Genomic DNA, 15,089 nt, shown 5'->3' on the forward strand with positions numbered 1-15,089 from the left:
CGCGGACGTCCGCGACCGAGACGTTCACCGTGCTGCTGGGCGCGGTCGCGGCGATCTCGCTGCTGGTCGGCGGGATCGGCGTCACCAACATCATGCTCGTCACGGTCACCGAGCGGATCCGCGAAATCGGCATCCGCAAGGCCATCGGCGCCCCGCGCTCGGCCATCCTCGGCCAGTTCCTCGCCGAGGCGACCATGCTCAGCCTGTTCGGCGGGCTGCTCGGCGTCGCGATCGGGCTGGTCGGCAGCCGGTTCACCATCTCCGGGATCAAACCCGTCGTGGTGCCCTCGTCGATCCTGCTCGCCTTCGCGGTGTCGGCCCTGATCGGGCTGTTCTTCGGCAGCTTCCCGGCGAACCGGGCCGCCAAGCTGAGGCCCATCGACGCGCTGCGTCACGAATAAGGAGTCTTCGCATGTCCACCCACACGACGACCCCGCCGGGGGACGAGCCGACGGCGATCCTCCCCGCCGTGGAGCCGACCGCGGAACAGATCGTCGCCAGCCCGGCGGTCGAGGGCGACCTCAACGCCGAGATGCGCCGCGCCGCGAAGCCGTTCTCCCGCACCACGCTGGTGCTGGCCGGGCTCGTCGTCCTGGCGATCGCGTTCGGCGGCGGCGCCTGGACGCACGCGGCGTTCGGCTCCTCGACGTCCAGCCGCCCGAGCGGCACCGCGGGCGGCACCCAGGCCCGGGGCCAGGGCGGCACCGGCCAGCAGGCCGGCACCGGCCAGCAGGGCGGCGGGTTCCGCGGCGGCCGCGGCACCACCGGCACGGTCGACCGCGTCGACGGCACCACGGTGTACGTCAAGACCGCGCAGGGCACCGACGTCAAGGTGTCCACATCGGACTCGACCACGGTCGGGGTCACCCAGCAGGGCAAGCTTGCGGACCTCAAGCCCGGCGCGACGGTCGTCGTCCAGGGCCAGGCGGGCAGCGACGGGACGGTGACCGCGCAGGCCATCACCCAGGAGGCCGGGCGCTAGTTGAGGACGATGATCGCGGTGTTGAGCGCCGTCGCGTACAGGATCCAGGCGAGGTAGGGGACCAGGAGCGCGGCGGCGGCCTTCGACCGGCGGCCGAACAGGACGATCGTCACCACCACGACGACGTCCAGCAGCACGATGTCGGCCAGCGCGACCCTGGCCGCGCCGCTCTCGAAGAACAGCGGCGTCCAGAGCAGGTTGAACAGCAGGCCGATGCCGTAGGCGGCGAACCCGCGCGTTTCGCCGTCGGTCCGCCAGTACAGCCACCCGGCCACCGCGATGGTGACGTACAGCACCGTCCACACCGGACCGAACAGGGCCGGGGGCGCCGCCCACGACGGCTGCTCGAGCCGCGCGTAGACCTCTCTCGCCGACGTCGCCGCCAGGCCGCCGACCACGGCCACCACGGCGACGACGCCCAGGAAGCCGGCCAGCATGAGCCACTGGTTGCGGTGCGGGGCGCGTTCGGTCACCGGCTGTTCCCCTCCCGGGCGGCTGCCCGCCATCTTATGCGGGTTTGGGAGACTGGACCCGTGAGCACTGGAACCGAGCAGTCCAAGGCATGGTTCGACCGCGCGAAGACGGCCATCCCGGGCGGGGTGAATTCGCCGGTCCGGGCCTTCAACTCGGTGGGCGGCACGCCCCGGTTCATGGTCCGCGGCGAGGGCCCGCACCTGTGGGACGCCGACGGCAACCGCTACGTCGACCTGGTGTCCTCCTGGGGTCCGATGATCCTGGGCCACGCGCACCCGAAGGTCGTCGAGGCGGCGCGCACGGCGGCGACGTCCGGGCTCTCGTTCGGCACGCCGACGATCGGCGAGGTCGAGCTGGCCGAGGAGATCATCAACCGCGTCGGGCCGGTCGAGCGGGTCCGCCTGGTCAACTCGGGCACCGAGGCCACGATGAGCGCGATCCGGCTGGCCAGGGGTTTCACCGGCCGGTCGAAGATCGTGAAGTTCGCCGGGTGTTACCACGGTCACGTCGACGCGCTGCTCGCCCAGGCCGGCTCCGGCGTCGCGACGCTCGGGCTGCCGACGTCGCCGGGTGTCACCGGGGCCCAGGCGGCGGACACGCTGGTGCTGCCCTACAACGACCTCGACGCCGTCCGGAAATCCTTTGTGGACAACCCGGGCGAAATCGCCGCGGTGATCACCGAGGCGGCGGCCGGCAACATGGGCGCGGTGGCGCCCGGCGAGGGCTTCAACGCGGGCCTGCGCGAACTCGCCCACGAGCACGGCGCGCTGCTGATCATGGACGAGGTGATGACCGGGTTCCGCGTCTCGCACGCGGGCTGGTTCGGCCTCGAAGGCGTGGCCGGCGATCTCTACACGTTCGGCAAGGTGATGTCCGGCGGGCTGCCGGCGGCGGCCTTCGGCGGCCGCGCCGACGTGATGGCCAAGCTCGCCCCGGGCGGGCCGGTCTACCAGGCCGGGACGCTGTCCGGGAACCCCGTCGCGGTGGCCACGGGCCTCGCGACGCTGCGCGCGGCCGACCACGCCGTGTACGCGGCCCTCGACGCCAACGCGAAGCGCCTCGGCAACCTCTTCCACGCCGCTCTGAGCGAAGCCGGGGTTGCGCACAACGTCCAATACGCGGGCAACCTGGTGAGCGTGTTCTTCGGCGACGCGCCGGTCCGCGACTACGCCGGCGCACAAGCCTCCGAGACGTGGCGCTTCCCGCCGTTCTTCCACGCGTTGCTCGACGGAGGCGTGTACGCGCCGCCGAGCGCGTACGAGGCCTGGTTCGTCAACGCGGCCATGGACGACGAAGCGTTCTCGGTGATCGAAGCGGCTCTGCCCGCGGCGGCGCGCGCGGCGGCTGGGGCCGTCCAGTGACCACCGTCGTCCACATGCTGCGTCACGGCGAAGTGCACAACCCCGAGAAGATCCTGTACGGCCGCCTGGAGGGCTACCGGCTCTCCGAGCGCGGGCAGCGGCAGGCGCTGACGGTCGCCGAGGCCGTCGCCGGCCACGACCTCGTGCACGTCGTCGCGTCGCCGCTGCAGCGGGCGCAGGAGACGGCGGCCCCGATCGCCGCCGCGCACCGGCTCGACATCGCGACCGACGAGGGCCTGATCGAGGCGGGCAACCAGTTCGAGGGCCTGCAGGTGGCGGTCGGCGACGGCGCGCTGCGGGAGCCGAAGCACTGGCCGAAGCTGGTGAACCCGTTCAAGCCGTCGTGGGGTGAGCCGTACCTCGAGATCGCGCACCGGATGCTCGGCGCGGTCCACCGGGCGCGGGAGGCGGCGGCGGGACACGAGGCGCTCTGCGTGTCGCACCAGCTGCCGATCTGGACGCTCCGGCGGTTCCTCGAGGGCAAGCGCCTGTGGCACGACCCGCGTCGGCGGCAGTGCTCGCTGGCGTCCCTGACGTCGCTGGTGTTCGACGGCGACGAGCTCCGCGAGATCGTCTACAGCGAGCCGGCGGGCGCGACCGACCCGAAGGTGACCGGGGCATGAAACGGCTGCTGGCCGGAGTGGTCGCGGTACTGGCGCTGGCCGGGTGCAGCACGGGCAAGGACGCGGTGGTGCAGGGGAGCAGCTTCAGCTTCGTCTCCCCGGGCGGCAAGGTCGACATCACCTACGACGCCGCCCAGCGCCAGACGGCCCCGGTCCTGGCCGGCGAAGACCTGATGAACGAGGGCAAGCAGCTGTCGCTGGCGGACTTCGCGGGCAAGGTCGTGGTGCTCAACCTGTGGGGCCAGTGGTGCGGGCCGTGCCGCACGGAGGCACCGGAGATGGAGTCCCTGGCCAAGCAGGGCGTCCAGGTGGTGGGCATCGACGTCCGCGACCCGGCGCGCGAGGTGGCCCAGGACTTCGTCCGCGACCGGCAGCTGACGTACCCGTCGATCTACGACCCGGACGGCCGGGTGCTGCTGAAGCTGAGCGGCTACCCGCGCAACATCATCCCGTCGACGATCGTCCTGGACAAGCAGCACCGCGTGGCGGCGGTGTTCCTGCGGCCGGTGCTCGCCCAGGACCTGATGCCGGTGGCCCAGCGGCTGACCGCGGAGGCCTGACAGGTGACGGACGAGGAGCTGCTGCAGGACGAGCCGCACCGGCGGGTCGTCCGCATCGGCGACACGGTCCGCAGGCCGGTGCACCCGTGGACTCCGGCGGTCCACGCCCTGCTGCGCCACCTGGCGGACGTCGGCTTCCCCGCCGCGCCCCGGGTGCTGGGCATCGACGACGAAGGCCGCGAGGTGCTGACCTACCTGCCGGGCGAGTCGGGCCCGGACGGCTGGGCGAAGGTGGTCGGCGAAGCCGGCTTGGCGGCGTTCGCCCGGTTCCTGCGGGACTACCACGACGCGGTGGCCGGCTTCCGGCCCGCCGCGGACCTCACCTGGTTCACCGGCACGGCCGGCGTCGGCGCCGACGAGGTCGTCTGCCACGGCGATTTCGGCCCGTGGAACACCGTCTGGCGGGGCGAGCGGCCGGTGGGCCTGCTGGACTGGGACTACGCCCGGCCCGCCCCGCGGATCCACGACGTCGCCTACGCGCTGGAGTACGTCGCGCCCTTCCGGGACGACGCCGAATGCCTGCGCAGCCTCCGCTATCCCGCGCCGCCCGATCGGCGCCGCCGTCTCGAGCTGTTCGCGGAGGCCTACGGCCTCACGTCGACGGCGGGGCTGGCCGACGCCGTGCTCGACGTCCAGCTGGCGGGGACGGAGGAAGTCCGGCGGGCGGCGGAGCTGGGGCACCAGCCGCAGGTCCGGTGGGCGGCGGAGGGCTACCTCGACGAGCTGGCGGCCCGGTCCGAGTGGAGCCGGGCGCACCGGCACCTGTTCGGAGACTGAGCGGGACCAAGGTCCTGAACTGCTGTGACCGAGGTCCTGTGAAGCGGCCCCGGCGTTCTCACCAGGACCTCACTGCCTACCCTCAACGGGGTGAACTCCGTGACCGAGCTGGCGATCTCCGGGCCGCTGCTGCTCGCCGCGGGTGTCGCGCTGCTGGCCGGGGCCATCTCCTTCGCCTCCCCCTGCGTCGTGCCGCTCGTGCCGGGGTACCTCGCCTACCTCGCCGCGCTCGTCGGGGCCGATGCTCCCGCCGTCAGCGCCGACGAGGACCGCAAGCAGGGCCGGTGGGCCGTCGTCGGGGCCGCCCTGCTCTTCGTGCTCGGGTTCACCGTCGTGTTCGTCGCCACCCTGGGCACGCTCGTCTGGCTCGCCGACACGCTGGTGCTCAACCAGAACCTGCTGCAGCGCTTCGGCGGCGTCCTGACCATCGCGATGGCGCTGGTCTTCCTCGGCTGGATCCCCGGCCTGCAGCGCGAGGTCCGCTCGCACCACGTGCCGCGCGGTGGCATCTGGAGCGCCCCGCTGCTCGGTGCGATCTTCGGGCTCGGCTGGACGCCGTGCATCGGCCCCACCCTGTCCGCGGTGATGACGCTGGCCAGCGCCACCGGCGGCGCCGAGGCCCGCGGGTACCTGCTGATCGCCGTCTACTGCCTCGGCCTCGGGCTGCCGTTCCTGCTGATCGCGCTCGGTGCCCGCTGGGCCGTGCGCGCCACCGACTGGGTGCGCCGGCACGGCCGCCAGGTGCAGATCTTCGGCGGCGTGCTGCTGCTGGCCGTCGGCATCCTGCTGGTCACCGGTGTCTGGGGGGATCTGATGGGCTGGCTCCGCAACGAGCTCACCGGGAGCCTGGAGCTGCCGCTGTGACGACCACCGAAGCCCCTCCGGTGACCCCGCAAGGGCCCACGCCCGCCAAGCGCACCCTCGCCTTCCTGCGCAACACCTGGCGCGGCCTGACGTCCATGCGCACCGCGCTCGTCCTGCTGTTCCTCCTGGCCCTCGCCGCCCTGCCGGGCGCCCTCCTGCCGCAGCGGAAGCTCAACGCGCCCAAGGTCGACGAGTACATCGCCGCCCACGGCTGGTGGGGGACGCTGCTCGACAAGCTCGAGTTCTACGACGTCTACTCCAGCATCTGGTTCTCGGCCATCTACCTGCTGCTGATGGTCTCGCTCGTCGGCTGCCTGACCCCGCGCAGCTTCGAGTACGTCAAGGCGATGCGCGCCAAGCCGGTGCTGACGCCGCGCAACCTGGCCCGGATGCCGCACTACCGGCTCGGCCGGGGCCAGGCCGACGTCGCCGCGGAGATCGCGGCCGCCCACAAGCAGCTCTCCGGCTGGCGCCGCGTCGAGCGCGAAGAGGCCGACGGCGTCCGGACCATCTCGGCCGAACGCGGGTTCCTGCGCGAGACCGGCAACCTGCTCTTCCACTTCAGCATGCTCGGCCTGATCGTCTTCTTCGCCCTCGGGAAGCTCTACAGCTACGAAGGCCAGGTCATCGTCCAGGCGAACGGCGACAGCTTCTGCAACGCCGGCATCTACAACTACGACTCCTTCAACGCGGGCCTGGACGTCGACGGCACCGACCTCAACCCGTTCTGCGTGAAGGTGAACGACTTCACCGCGCGCTACACCCAGTCTGGCCAGCCGGACTACTACCACTCGAACATCGAGTACCAGTCCGGCCCGGACCTGGAGACGGGCACCTGGCACCCGTACGGCCTCGAGGTCAACTCGCCGCTGCGCACCGCCGGCGACCGCGTCTACCTGCTCGGGCACGGCTACTCGCCGAAGTTCACCGTCACCTTCCCGGACGGCTCGCAGCGCACCCAGAACACCCAGTGGCGCACGGTCGACCCCGGCACCATGCTCGCCGAGGGCGCGACGAAGTTCGACCAGCCCGGCATCACCGACGAGGTCCAGCGGCGGACCCGGCAGCTGGCCATCACCGGCCTGTTCGCCCCGACCGCGTTCCTGCACGGCAGCGTCCTGACGTCGTCGGCGCCCGAGGCGAACGACCCGGCGGTCGCCGTCGACGTCCTGCGCGGTGACCTCGGCCTCGACGCCGGGCGCGGCCAGTCCGTCTTCTCGGTCGACCAGTCGCTGGTCGACGACGGCAGGCTGAAGAAGGTCGCCCGGCAGAACCTGAAGGTCGGCGAGGAGATCAAGCTCGACGACGGCACGAAGATCCGCTTCGACGGCGTCGGCCAGTGGGTCTCGCTGCAGGTTTCCCACGACCCCACCCAGGGGTTCGTGCTCGGTTTCGCCATCGCGATGTTCGTCGGCCTCGGCGCTTNNAAGCGCCGCCGGCTGTGGGTGCGGGTGAAGCCGGGAACCGAGGAAGACCCGAGTACCGTGATCGAGGTCGCCGGGCTGGCCCGCACGGACCAGGCCGGGTACGGCGAAGAGTTCCACCGGGTCAGCGAACGCCTGGTCAGTGGGCAGAAGGGCTGAGGCATGCCGATCAACGAGACGCTGTCGACCTACAGCGACTGGCTGTACACCACGGCCGCGGCGATCTACGTCGTCGCGCTGATGTTGACCCTGGTCGAGCAGGGCTTCGGCGCCAAGGGGCGGCTCGCCACCGAGCGCGCCAAGCTGCGCGCGCGCGAGCTCGTCGGCGCCGGTGGGCCGCCGGTCGAGGAGGTCCCGGCCGCGCAGCGCGAGGTCGGCCGCCCGGAGCGGATCGGCCGGATGGGCGCGTCGCTGCTCGTGCTCGGCGCCCTGCTGCAGCTGACCGCGATCGTGCTGCGCGGGCTCGCCGTGCACCGCGCGCCGTGGGGCAACATGTACGAGTACGGCATGGCCGTCACCTTCATCACGGTGCTGACCTGGCTGATCGTCATGTGGAAGTTCCCGGTCCGGCACCTCACCGGCTTCCTGCTGCTGCCCGTCGTGATCCTGATGTTCATCAACGGCACGCTGCTGTACACGACCGCGGCGCCGGTGCAGCCCGCGCTGCAGTCGTACTGGCTGGTCATCCACGTCGCGGCGGCCATCATCGGCTCCGGCGTCTTCCTGGTCCCGGGCGTCGCGAGCGTGCTGTACCTGTTCCGCGCGGCCCACGACAAGGACAACACCAAGTTCGCCCGGTTCGCCCCGAAGCTGCCCGCGGCCGACGTCCTCGACCGGATCGCCTACCGGACCACCATCTTCGCCTTCCCGGTGTTCACCTTCGGCGTGCTCTGCGGCGCGGTCTGGGCCGAGTCGGCGTGGGGCCGGTTCTGGGGCTGGGACCCGAAGGAGACCTGCGCGTTCATCGCCTGGGTCGTCTACGCGGCCTACCTGCACTCGCGGGCGACCGCGGGCTGGCGCGGGGCGCGGGCGGCGATCATCAACATCGTCGGGTTCGCCGCGATGATCTTCAACCTGTTCTTCGTGAACCTCGTCTCCGTCGGCCTGCACTCCTACGCCGGGGTGGGCTGAGCATCCCGCGCGTCCGCCGACTACCGTCGACATCGGGGGACTGATGTGTCAGGCGGAGTGCGCGGAGGTTTTCACCGGTGACCGGACCCAGCGAAGAATCGGCTCCTGGCCACCCCGAACAGGCCGCTGCGTCGCCGCAGCCGGGCCTGTTCGCCGACGACCGGACGGACTCACACCCGCACCCCGAGACGTCGGGGGCGTTCGACGTCCAGCCGACGCAGGCGGTGGCGCCGCCGCCCAACCCGGCGGTTTCGGGACCGCACCAGGTGCCCAACCCCGCCGTGTCGGGGCCGCACCAGGTGCCCTACGGCTACGACCAGAACCTCCCGCCGCTGCAGCCGCAGTACGGCGACCCGGCGCAGCAGTACCAGGCCAACGCCCAGTACCCGCCGCAGCAGCCGTCCGGGCTGCCGCAGCCCCAGGGCGGCCGGCACGCGGCACCGCAGCAGCCGGGCCACGGCCACGACCTGTCGACCGCGCACCTGGTCAAGCAGACCCGGCGGCCGCCGCAGTCCGGCTGGCGCAAGGCGCTCTACGTCGGCTCCGGGAAGCTGGTGAACCCGGGGGAGAGCCCGGCGGACACCCGGCGCCGTGAGCTCATCGCCCGCGTCAACCAGCCGCTGCGCGGGTGCTACAAGATCGCGATGCTGTCGCTCAAGGGCGGCGTCGGCAAGACCACGGTGACGACGACGCTGGGCTCGACGTTCGCGTCCCTGCGCGGTGACCGCGTGGTGGCGGTGGACGCCAACCCGGACCGCGGGACGCTGTCGCAGAAGATCCCGCTGGAGACCACGGCGACGGTCCGTCACCTGCTGCGTGACGCAGCCCGCATCACGCGCTACAGCGACGTCCGGTCGTACACGTCCCAGGGCTCGAGCCGACTGGAGATCCTGGCCAGCGAGCAGGACCCGGCCGTCTCGGAGGCGTTCTCCGAGGACGACTACCGGCGCACGGTCAACCTGCTGGAGCACTTCTACAACATCGTGCTCACCGACTGCGGGACCGGCCTGATGCACTCGGCGATGAAGGGCGTCCTGGACGTCGCGGACGCGCTGGTCGTGGTCTCGTCCGGCTCGGTCGACGGCGCCCGCAGCGCCTCGGCGACGCTGGACTGGCTCGAAGCCCACGGCTACGGCGAGCTGGTCAAGCGCTCGGTCGCGGTGATCAACTCGGTCCGCCCCAAGGGCGGCTCGGTCGACCTCGACAAGCTGTCGGCCCACTTCGGCGCGAAGGTCCGGGCGGTGTGCAAGGTCCCGTTCGACCCGCACCTGGAGGAAGGCGCGGAAATCGAGCTGGACCGCCTCTCCGGCGACACCCGCCTGGCCCTGCTGGAACTGGCGGCAACCGTCGCCGACGGCTTCGCCACCCCGCTCTCCCAGGGCTACCGCTGACCGTCACCCACGTGACCAGACCCGTCACCCACGTGACCAGACTCGTCACCCACGTGATTGGGCCCGGAACTCGCGTGATTGAAGCCGGAACTCGCGAGTTCCGGCCCCGATCACGCGGGTGACGGGCTGAATCACGCGAGTTCCGGGCTGGATCACGCGAGTTCCGGCCCTGATCACGTCGCGGCGGGGCCGGTGAAGGTAAAGGGGTTCCTAAAGGTCTTCGTCCCGGCGTTTGCGCTGCTGTTCGGCCAGCTGGCGCAGGAAGTCGGGGTCGTCGTCGGGGGCGAGGGGGGTGCGGCGCGGAGTCGAGGGAACCCCGACTCGCTGGCCGGCGAACGACCGCCACAGGAGCAGGGCGACGACCAGCGCGCCGACCGCCGCGAGCAGAGCGAGCATGCCGGATCCTTCCGTATGGCTGCCTGTCCCCCGAGGTTAACCGCTCCGGCCGTGTGATGGGCCTGAAGCCGGTCCGGTAAAGCACGAAGGCCGTGCCGGGGACGGGGTGGTTCCCGTACCCGACACGGCCCTGGCGTCCGGATGGTTCAGGCGGTGCGCGCCGGTTCGCTGGCGTCGGTGGTCAGCTCGGCGAGGAGCTCGTTCACCTCGGACTCCCGGAACCGCCGGTGCCCGCCCGGGGTCCGGATCGAGCCGATCCGGCCCGCGGTCGCCCACCGCGTCACGGTCTTCGGGTCCACTCGGAACAGCGCTGCCACCTCGCCAGGGGTGAGCAGGCGTCCGCCCATCGTCGCGGTCATTTTCCGCCTCCTTAACGAACTCACTGCTATACCGGGAGGCGTCCGAGCCCTTCTGCTCGTCGCGCCGGGGTAGCCAACAAGGCAATCGTTGCACTTCACCCGTCGGGTACTCGAACGGTTGTCTGCGAGTAAAGAGCCCTTAAAGGTCAAAACGGACAGGTTGTTTACCCATGGCAACTACCCTCCGGTGGCCTGAAGTGCGGAGACGTCCCCCTCACGGCCACCGGCGGCGAGGCGTGGTGCCAATGGGGGATTGTCCAACCGCATAGAGTGATCCCGTGGATCAGTTGGACCGGAAGATCATCGCAGCGTTGCGCATCAACGGACGGGCCACCTACGCGGATCTCGGACGAGCCGTCGGGCTGTCCGCTTCGTCGGTGCACGAGCGCGTGGGCAAGCTGGAAGCCGCCGGGGTGATCACCGGCTACCACGCGGTCGTCGACCCCAGCTCGGTCGGCCTCGGCGTCACCGCCCTCGTCAGCATCCACCCGACCGACACGGCAACGGAGGACGACGTCGCCGACGCGCTCGCCGAACTCGACGAGGTCGAGAGCTGCTACGCGGTGGCCGGCGACGAGGCATTCGTCGTCAAAGTGCGCGTGTCGACCGTCGACGAGCTGGAACGCACGCTCGGCCGGCTGCGCCGCATCCCCGGCGTCGGGCGGACGAACACCACCGTGGTGCTCTCGACCCGGTTCGAGGGCCGGCCGAACAACGCGGGCCTGCAGAAGGACCGGTCGGGCGGGGCGTAGCCTGCGTTGATGTGAGCGACGAGAAGGCCCCGCAGCTGGCCCGTGACCTGACGCTGTACCTGCTGGCGCGGTTCGTGCTGGTCGCGGTGATCGCGTGGGTGCTGTCCCTGGTCGGGGTGCCGCTGCTGGTCGCCCTGCTCATCGGCCTGGTCGTCGGGCTGCCGCTCGGCCTGCTGCTGTTCCGCTCGCTCAACGCCCGCGTCACCGCCGGGCTGGCGAAGCGCAACGAGAAGCGGGCGCGCGCCCGGGCCGAGCTGCGCGCGCAGCTGCGTGGCGACGCTTCCGGGCAACCCGAATGACCCACAGCCGCAGCTGGGTCCGCGAAGCCGTCCGGATCATCGAGGCCGACGCCAACCGCAGCGCCGACACGCACCTGCACGTCTTCCCGCTGCCCCCGGAGTGGGGCATCGACCTGTACCTCAAGGACGAGTCGGTCCACCCGACCGGCTCGCTGAAGCACCGGCTGGCCCGGTCGCTGTTCCTCTACGGCTTGGTCAACGGCCAGATCGGGCCGGACACCGTGCTCGTCGAGGCCTCCAGCGGCTCGACGGCGGTGTCCGAGGCCTACTTCGCCCGGATGCTCGGCCTGCGCTTCATCACCGTCGTGCCGCGGCGCACGTCGAAGGAGAAGGTCGCGCTCATCGAGTTCTACGGCGGCGAGTGCCACTTCGTCGACCAGGCCCCGGCGATGTACCCCGAGGCGGAGCGGCTCGCGGCCGAGTGCGGCGGCCACTACCTCGACCAGTTCACCTACGCCGAGCGCGCGACGGACTGGCGCGGCAACAACAACATCGCCGAGTCGGTGTTCGCGCAGATGCGCTCGGAGCGCCACCCGATCCCGAAGTGGATCGTCGTCGGCGCGGGCACCGGCGGCACGAGCGCGACCTTCGGCCGGTACGTCCGCTACAAGCGCCACACGACGAAGATCTGCGTGGTCGACCCGGAGAACTCGTCGTTCTACGGCGCCTGGGAGACCGGGGCGCTGGACTACGGCACCGGGATGCCGTCGCGGATCGAGGGCATCGGGCGGCCGCGCTGCGAGCCGTCCTTCGTCCCCGGCGTCATCGACGAGATGTTCCAGATCCCCGACGCGGGCTCCCTGGCGGCCATCCGGCTGCTGCGCGAGCGCACCGGGCACTGGGCGGGCGGCTCGACCGGCACCAACCTCTACGGCGCCTTCCGGCTCATCTCCCGCATGGTCGAGGACGGCCAGGCGGGCAGCGTCGTCACCCTGCTGTGCGACGGCGGCGAGCGGTACGCGCACACCTACTACAACGACGAGTGGCTGGCCCAGCAGAACCTGGACCTGGCCCCGCACACGGCGTTGTTCGAGGAGTTCCTGGCGACCGGGAAGTTCGTCCCGGAGAGCTAGACGTTCAGGCCGATGGTGGTGACCACGGACCACAGCAGCATGGCCAGGCCGGTGTCCCGCAGGGCGGGGATCAGCTCGCGCCCCTTCTTGCCGGCCTGGACGACGCCCGCCGCCGGGTACAGGACGATGATGGTCAGCGCCGCCAGCGCGGCTACCGAATAGCCGGTGAAGACGAACGACAGGCTGATCAGGAACGGCACGAACACCAGCGCCAGGTAGAGCCGCCGCGTGCCCTTGTCACCCAGGCGGGTGGCCAGGGTGCGCTTGCCGGCCTCGATGTCGGTGGGGATATCACGCAGGTTGTTGGCCGTCAGGACCGCCGTCGAGAAGCAGCCGACCGCGACCGCGCACGCCACGGCCGCCCAGCTGACCCGGCCCGCCTGGACGTAGACCGTGCCCAGGACGCCGGCCAGGCCGAAGAACACGAAGACGGCGATCTCGCCGAAGCCGTAGTAGCCGTAGGGCTTCTTGCCGCCGGTGTAGAACCACGCGCCGAGGATGCAGAGCGCGCCCATGCCCAGGAGCCACCAGTGGCCGCTGACGGCCACCAGGACCAGCCCCAGCACGCCGGCGAGGCCCAGGGAGACGAGCGCGGCGGTCAGCACGGCCTTGGGGGCGGCGACGCCGGAGCCGACCAGCCGCAGCGGGCCGACGCGGTTTTCGTCCGTGCCGCGGATGCCGTCGGAGTAGTCGTTGGCGTAGTTGACGCCGATGATCAGCGAGAGGGAAACCAGCAGCGCCAGCGCCGAACGCCACCAGGAGAACGCGTCCAGCGCGATCGCCGCGCCGACGCCCGCCACCACCGGCGCCACCGCGTTGGGCAGCGTCCGCGGCCGGGCCCCTTCGATCCACTCGCTCAAGCTCGCCATGGCGCCATTCAACGCCATGGTGATCACGCCTGGGCGGGAACCCGGGAACTCAGTCGCTCGTCGGCAGCTGCCAGACGAGCGACCCGCTGTTGGGGTCCACGCCCTCGGCGAGTGCCGCGCCCGCGGGCAGCAATACGCCCAGCGTGGCGGCCGTGGCCACGAGTGCAGTTCTGAACCAGCGCGTCATGGTGAGTAGCCAAGCGGGCGCACCCTGTGCGTGTCAACGAAGTGCCGCCATTCAGCCGGTCGGCCGCGCTGCCAGCCGGTCCTTCACCGCCGCCCGGTCGATCTTGCCCGGCCCGCGCAACGGCAGCTCGGTGCCGAATTCGAGGCGCTTCGGGGTGGCCGCCGCACCCAGTTCCGCGCGGACCGCCGCGCGCAGGTCGCCGTGCTCACCGTCCGGGACGACCAGCGCGACCACGGCCTCGCCCCACTCCGCGTCCGGCACGCCGACGACGCACGCGTCACGGACCCCCGGCTGCGCGCAGAGGCACCGCTCGATCGCGGTCGCCGACACCTTCACGCCACCGGTGTTGATCATGTCGTCGGCCCGGCCGAGGACCTCGATGCGGCCGTCGTCGTGGCGAACGCCACGGTCGGACGTGGTGAACCAGCCGTCCGAGAACGCCTCCGCGGTGAGCTCCGGCCGGCGGCGGTAGCCGTGCGCGAGGACGGCGCCGGCGATGCGGATCCGGTCGCCGCCGACGTCCACGCGGACGCCGTCGAGGGGGAAGCCGTCGTAGACGCAGCCGCTGGCCGTCTCGCTCATCCCGTACGCCGGCACGATCCGCACCCCGGCGTCCGCGGCGCGCTCCCGCAGGGCCGGTGACGTCGCCGCCGCGCCGACCACGATCGCGTCGAACGTCTTCGCCGCGGCCAGCCCCGCACCGCCGTCGTCGAGCAGGCGGACCAGCTGCGTCGGCACCAGCGCCGTGTACCGCGGGCTGCCCTCGAGCGTCGCCGCCGCGGCCGCGAAGTCGTCCGGGCGGAAGCCGGTGCCGGTCAGCAGCGCCGGGGTCGTCCCGGCCAGCAGCGACCGGACCAGCACCTGCAGGCCGCCGATGTAGTGCGCCGGCGTCGCCAGCAGCCAGCGGCCCGGGCCGCCGAGCCGCGCGTGCGTGGCCTCGGCGGACGCGGTCAGCGCGCGGGCCGACAGCAGGACGCCCTTGGGGGCACCGGTCGAGCCCGACGTGGCGATGACCACGGCGGTGCCCGGCTCGGCCGGCTCGCCCGGCGCCATCGCGTCGCGCAGCGCGGGGTCGGTGAACGGCAGCACCGCCGGGCCGCCGCCCAGCGCGTCCGCGACGGCTCCGGTCAGCGCGCCGAGCGCCTCGGGCGAGCCGTCGAGGTGGACCGGGAGCAGCTCAGTAGTAATAGGGGACGTCCTTGAAGTCGGGGTCGCGCTTCTCGAGGAACGCGTCACGGCCTTCGACGGCCTCGTCCTGCATGTACGCCAACCGGGTGGTTTCGCCGGCGAACAGCTGCTGGCCGACCAGGCCGTCGTCGGTGAGGTTGAACGCGTACTTCAGCATCCGCTGCGCCGTCGGCGACTTGCGCGTGATCTCCCACGCCCAGGTCAGCGCCTCTTTTTCCAGGTCGGCGTGCGGGACGACGGCGTTCACCGCCCCCATCTGGTGCATCTGCTCGGCGGAGTACTCGCGGCCGAGGAAGAAGATCTCCCTGGCGAACTTCTGGCCGACCATCTTCGCCAGGTAGGCCGAGCCGTAGCCGCCGTCGAACGAGCCGACGTCGGC

20 protein-coding genes are annotated in these 15,089 nt (G+C 71.7%); 13 read left to right on the forward strand and 7 right to left on the reverse strand.

The annotated features are described in order from the left end of the window. The coding region (locus CCN39_RS00300; RefSeq protein ID WP_143263861.1) for an ABC transporter permease at window positions 1-401 on the forward strand (401 nt) is incomplete at its 5' end. An 11-nt stretch (window positions 402-412) separates the two neighbouring features. After that, window positions 413-982, forward strand: a complete 570-nt coding sequence (locus CCN39_RS00305; protein WP_086837789.1) for a hypothetical protein — start codon at window positions 413-415, stop codon at window positions 980-982. Here CCN39_RS00305 and CCN39_RS00310 read toward each other — a convergent pair. After that, window positions 979-1,455 (reverse strand): TspO/MBR family protein, encoded by a 477-nt coding sequence (locus CCN39_RS00310; protein ID WP_086837790.1) that lies wholly within the window; start codon window positions 1,453-1,455, stop codon window positions 979-981. The genes CCN39_RS00305 and CCN39_RS00310 overlap by 4 nt on opposite strands. A 60-nt stretch (window positions 1,456-1,515) precedes the next feature. On the opposite strand from CCN39_RS00310, the gene hemL reads away from it, so the two are divergent. The 8 genes from hemL (at window position 1,516) to CCN39_RS00350 (ending at window position 9,587) form a co-directional block, all read left to right on the forward strand. Then, a complete protein-coding gene (gene hemL / locus CCN39_RS00315) occupies window positions 1,516-2,817 on the forward strand; it encodes a glutamate-1-semialdehyde 2,1-aminomutase (RefSeq protein ID WP_086837791.1) in 1,302 nt (433 codons plus the stop codon). Next, window positions 2,814-3,440 carry a histidine phosphatase family protein gene (locus CCN39_RS00320; RefSeq protein ID WP_086837792.1) on the forward strand — a complete coding sequence of 209 codons (627 nt, stop codon included), beginning with the start codon at window positions 2,814-2,816 and terminating at the stop codon, window positions 3,438-3,440. The genes hemL and CCN39_RS00320 overlap by 4 nt, the downstream gene beginning before the upstream one ends. Continuing rightward, window positions 3,437-4,000, forward strand: a complete 564-nt coding sequence (locus CCN39_RS00325) for a TlpA family protein disulfide reductase (RefSeq protein ID WP_086837793.1) — start codon at window positions 3,437-3,439, stop codon at window positions 3,998-4,000. Before CCN39_RS00320 ends, CCN39_RS00325 begins: the two co-directional genes overlap by 4 nt. A gap of 3 nt (window positions 4,001-4,003) precedes the next feature. Next, on the forward strand, window positions 4,004-4,777 hold the full coding sequence (locus tag CCN39_RS00330; protein ID WP_086837794.1) for an aminoglycoside phosphotransferase family protein: 774 nt from the start codon (window positions 4,004-4,006) through the stop codon (window positions 4,775-4,777). A gap of 90 nt (window positions 4,778-4,867) precedes the next feature. Then, window positions 4,868-5,641, forward strand: a complete 774-nt coding sequence (locus tag CCN39_RS00335; RefSeq protein ID WP_086837795.1) for a cytochrome c biogenesis CcdA family protein — start codon at window positions 4,868-4,870, stop codon at window positions 5,639-5,641. After that, a complete protein-coding gene (gene resB, locus CCN39_RS00340) occupies window positions 5,638-7,224 on the forward strand; it encodes a cytochrome c biogenesis protein ResB (RefSeq protein ID WP_086837796.1) in 1,587 nt (528 codons plus the stop codon). Before CCN39_RS00335 ends, resB begins: the two co-directional genes overlap by 4 nt. A 3-nt stretch (window positions 7,225-7,227) precedes the next feature. After that, window positions 7,228-8,196 carry a c-type cytochrome biogenesis protein CcsB gene (gene ccsB, locus CCN39_RS00345; protein WP_086837797.1) on the forward strand — a complete coding sequence of 323 codons (969 nt, stop codon included), beginning with the start codon at window positions 7,228-7,230 and terminating at the stop codon, window positions 8,194-8,196. A 77-nt stretch (window positions 8,197-8,273) separates the two neighbouring features. Further along, on the forward strand, window positions 8,274-9,587 hold the full coding sequence (locus tag CCN39_RS00350; protein ID WP_086837798.1) for a MinD/ParA family ATP-binding protein: 1,314 nt from the start codon (window positions 8,274-8,276) through the stop codon (window positions 9,585-9,587). A 210-nt stretch (window positions 9,588-9,797) separates the two neighbouring features. Here CCN39_RS00350 and CCN39_RS00355 read toward each other — a convergent pair whose 3' ends face one another. Together CCN39_RS00355 and CCN39_RS00360 are read right to left on the reverse strand one after the other, a co-directional pair. Further along, entirely contained in the window at window positions 9,798-9,983 is a 186-nt protein-coding gene (locus CCN39_RS00355) for a hypothetical protein (RefSeq protein ID WP_086837799.1), read from the reverse strand. A 146-nt stretch (window positions 9,984-10,129) separates the two neighbouring features. After that, entirely contained in the window at window positions 10,130-10,342 is a 213-nt protein-coding gene (locus tag CCN39_RS00360; protein ID WP_086837800.1) for a BldC family transcriptional regulator, read from the reverse strand. Between the two features lie 278 nt (window positions 10,343-10,620). On the opposite strand from CCN39_RS00360, the gene CCN39_RS00365 reads away from it, so the two are divergent. Genes CCN39_RS00365 through cds1 form a run of 3 tightly spaced genes read left to right on the forward strand, consistent with a single transcriptional unit; the run spans window position 10,621 to window position 12,466 of the window. Continuing rightward, window positions 10,621-11,094: an Lrp/AsnC family transcriptional regulator gene (locus CCN39_RS00365; RefSeq protein ID WP_167454931.1), complete on the forward strand. Its 474-nt coding sequence runs from the start codon at window positions 10,621-10,623 to the stop codon at window positions 11,092-11,094. 11 nt (window positions 11,095-11,105) lie between these two features. Next, window positions 11,106-11,393, forward strand: coding sequence for a DUF4229 domain-containing protein (locus tag CCN39_RS00370; protein WP_086837801.1), 288 nt, complete (start codon window positions 11,106-11,108; stop codon window positions 11,391-11,393). After that, window positions 11,390-12,466, forward strand: coding sequence for an L-cysteine desulfhydrase Cds1 (cds1, locus tag CCN39_RS00375; protein WP_086837802.1), 1,077 nt, complete (start codon window positions 11,390-11,392; stop codon window positions 12,464-12,466). Before CCN39_RS00370 ends, cds1 begins: the two co-directional genes overlap by 4 nt. Here the strand turns inward: cds1 and CCN39_RS00380 are convergent. The 4 genes from CCN39_RS00380 to CCN39_RS00390 all read right to left on the reverse strand — a co-directional run. Continuing rightward, window positions 12,463-13,335 carry a 1,4-dihydroxy-2-naphthoate polyprenyltransferase gene (locus CCN39_RS00380; protein WP_167454932.1) on the reverse strand — a complete coding sequence of 291 codons (873 nt, stop codon included), beginning with the start codon at window positions 13,333-13,335 and terminating at the stop codon, window positions 12,463-12,465. The genes cds1 and CCN39_RS00380 overlap by 4 nt on opposite strands. Before the next feature lie 49 nt (window positions 13,336-13,384). Beyond that, window positions 13,385-13,522: a hypothetical protein gene (locus tag CCN39_RS50595; RefSeq protein WP_167454933.1), complete on the reverse strand. Its 138-nt coding sequence runs from the start codon at window positions 13,520-13,522 to the stop codon at window positions 13,385-13,387. 51 nt (window positions 13,523-13,573) lie between these two features. Continuing rightward, window positions 13,574-14,698, reverse strand: a complete 1,125-nt coding sequence (gene menE, locus CCN39_RS00385) for an o-succinylbenzoate--CoA ligase (protein ID WP_167454934.1) — start codon at window positions 14,696-14,698, stop codon at window positions 13,574-13,576. A gap of 1 nt (window position 14,699) precedes the next feature. Further along, window positions 14,700-15,089: enoyl-CoA hydratase-related protein (locus tag CCN39_RS00390; protein ID WP_244210550.1), on the reverse strand; the 390-nt coding region annotated here is incomplete at its 5' end.

The sequence above is a fragment of the Amycolatopsis kentuckyensis genome, from assembly GCF_002155975.1.
Classification (GTDB): Bacteria; Actinomycetota; Actinomycetes; order Mycobacteriales; family Pseudonocardiaceae; genus Amycolatopsis; species Amycolatopsis kentuckyensis.

Bases quoted from the DNA above. Each gene is read 5' to 3' on its own strand.
- CCN39_RS00305 (WP_086837789.1), top strand. From the start codon at position 413: ATGTCCACCCACACGACGACCCCGCCGGGGGACGAGCCGACGGCGATC.
- CCN39_RS00325 (WP_086837793.1), top strand. From the start codon at position 3,437: ATGAAACGGCTGCTGGCCGGAGTGGTCGCGGTACTGGCGCTGGCCGGG.
- ccsB (WP_086837797.1), top strand. From the start codon at position 7,228: ATGCCGATCAACGAGACGCTGTCGACCTACAGCGACTGGCTGTACACC.
- CCN39_RS00355 (WP_086837799.1), bottom strand. From the start codon at position 9,983: ATGCTCGCTCTGCTCGCGGCGGTCGGCGCGCTGGTCGTCGCCCTGCTC.
- CCN39_RS00360 (WP_086837800.1), bottom strand. From the start codon at position 10,342: ATGACCGCGACGATGGGCGGACGCCTGCTCACCCCTGGCGAGGTGGCA.
- cds1 (WP_086837802.1), top strand. From the start codon at position 11,390: ATGACCCACAGCCGCAGCTGGGTCCGCGAAGCCGTCCGGATCATCGAG.
- CCN39_RS00380 (WP_167454932.1), bottom strand. From the start codon at position 13,335: ATGGCGAGCTTGAGCGAGTGGATCGAAGGGGCCCGGCCGCGGACGCTG.
- CCN39_RS50595 (WP_167454933.1), bottom strand. From the start codon at position 13,522: ATGACGCGCTGGTTCAGAACTGCACTCGTGGCCACGGCCGCCACGCTG.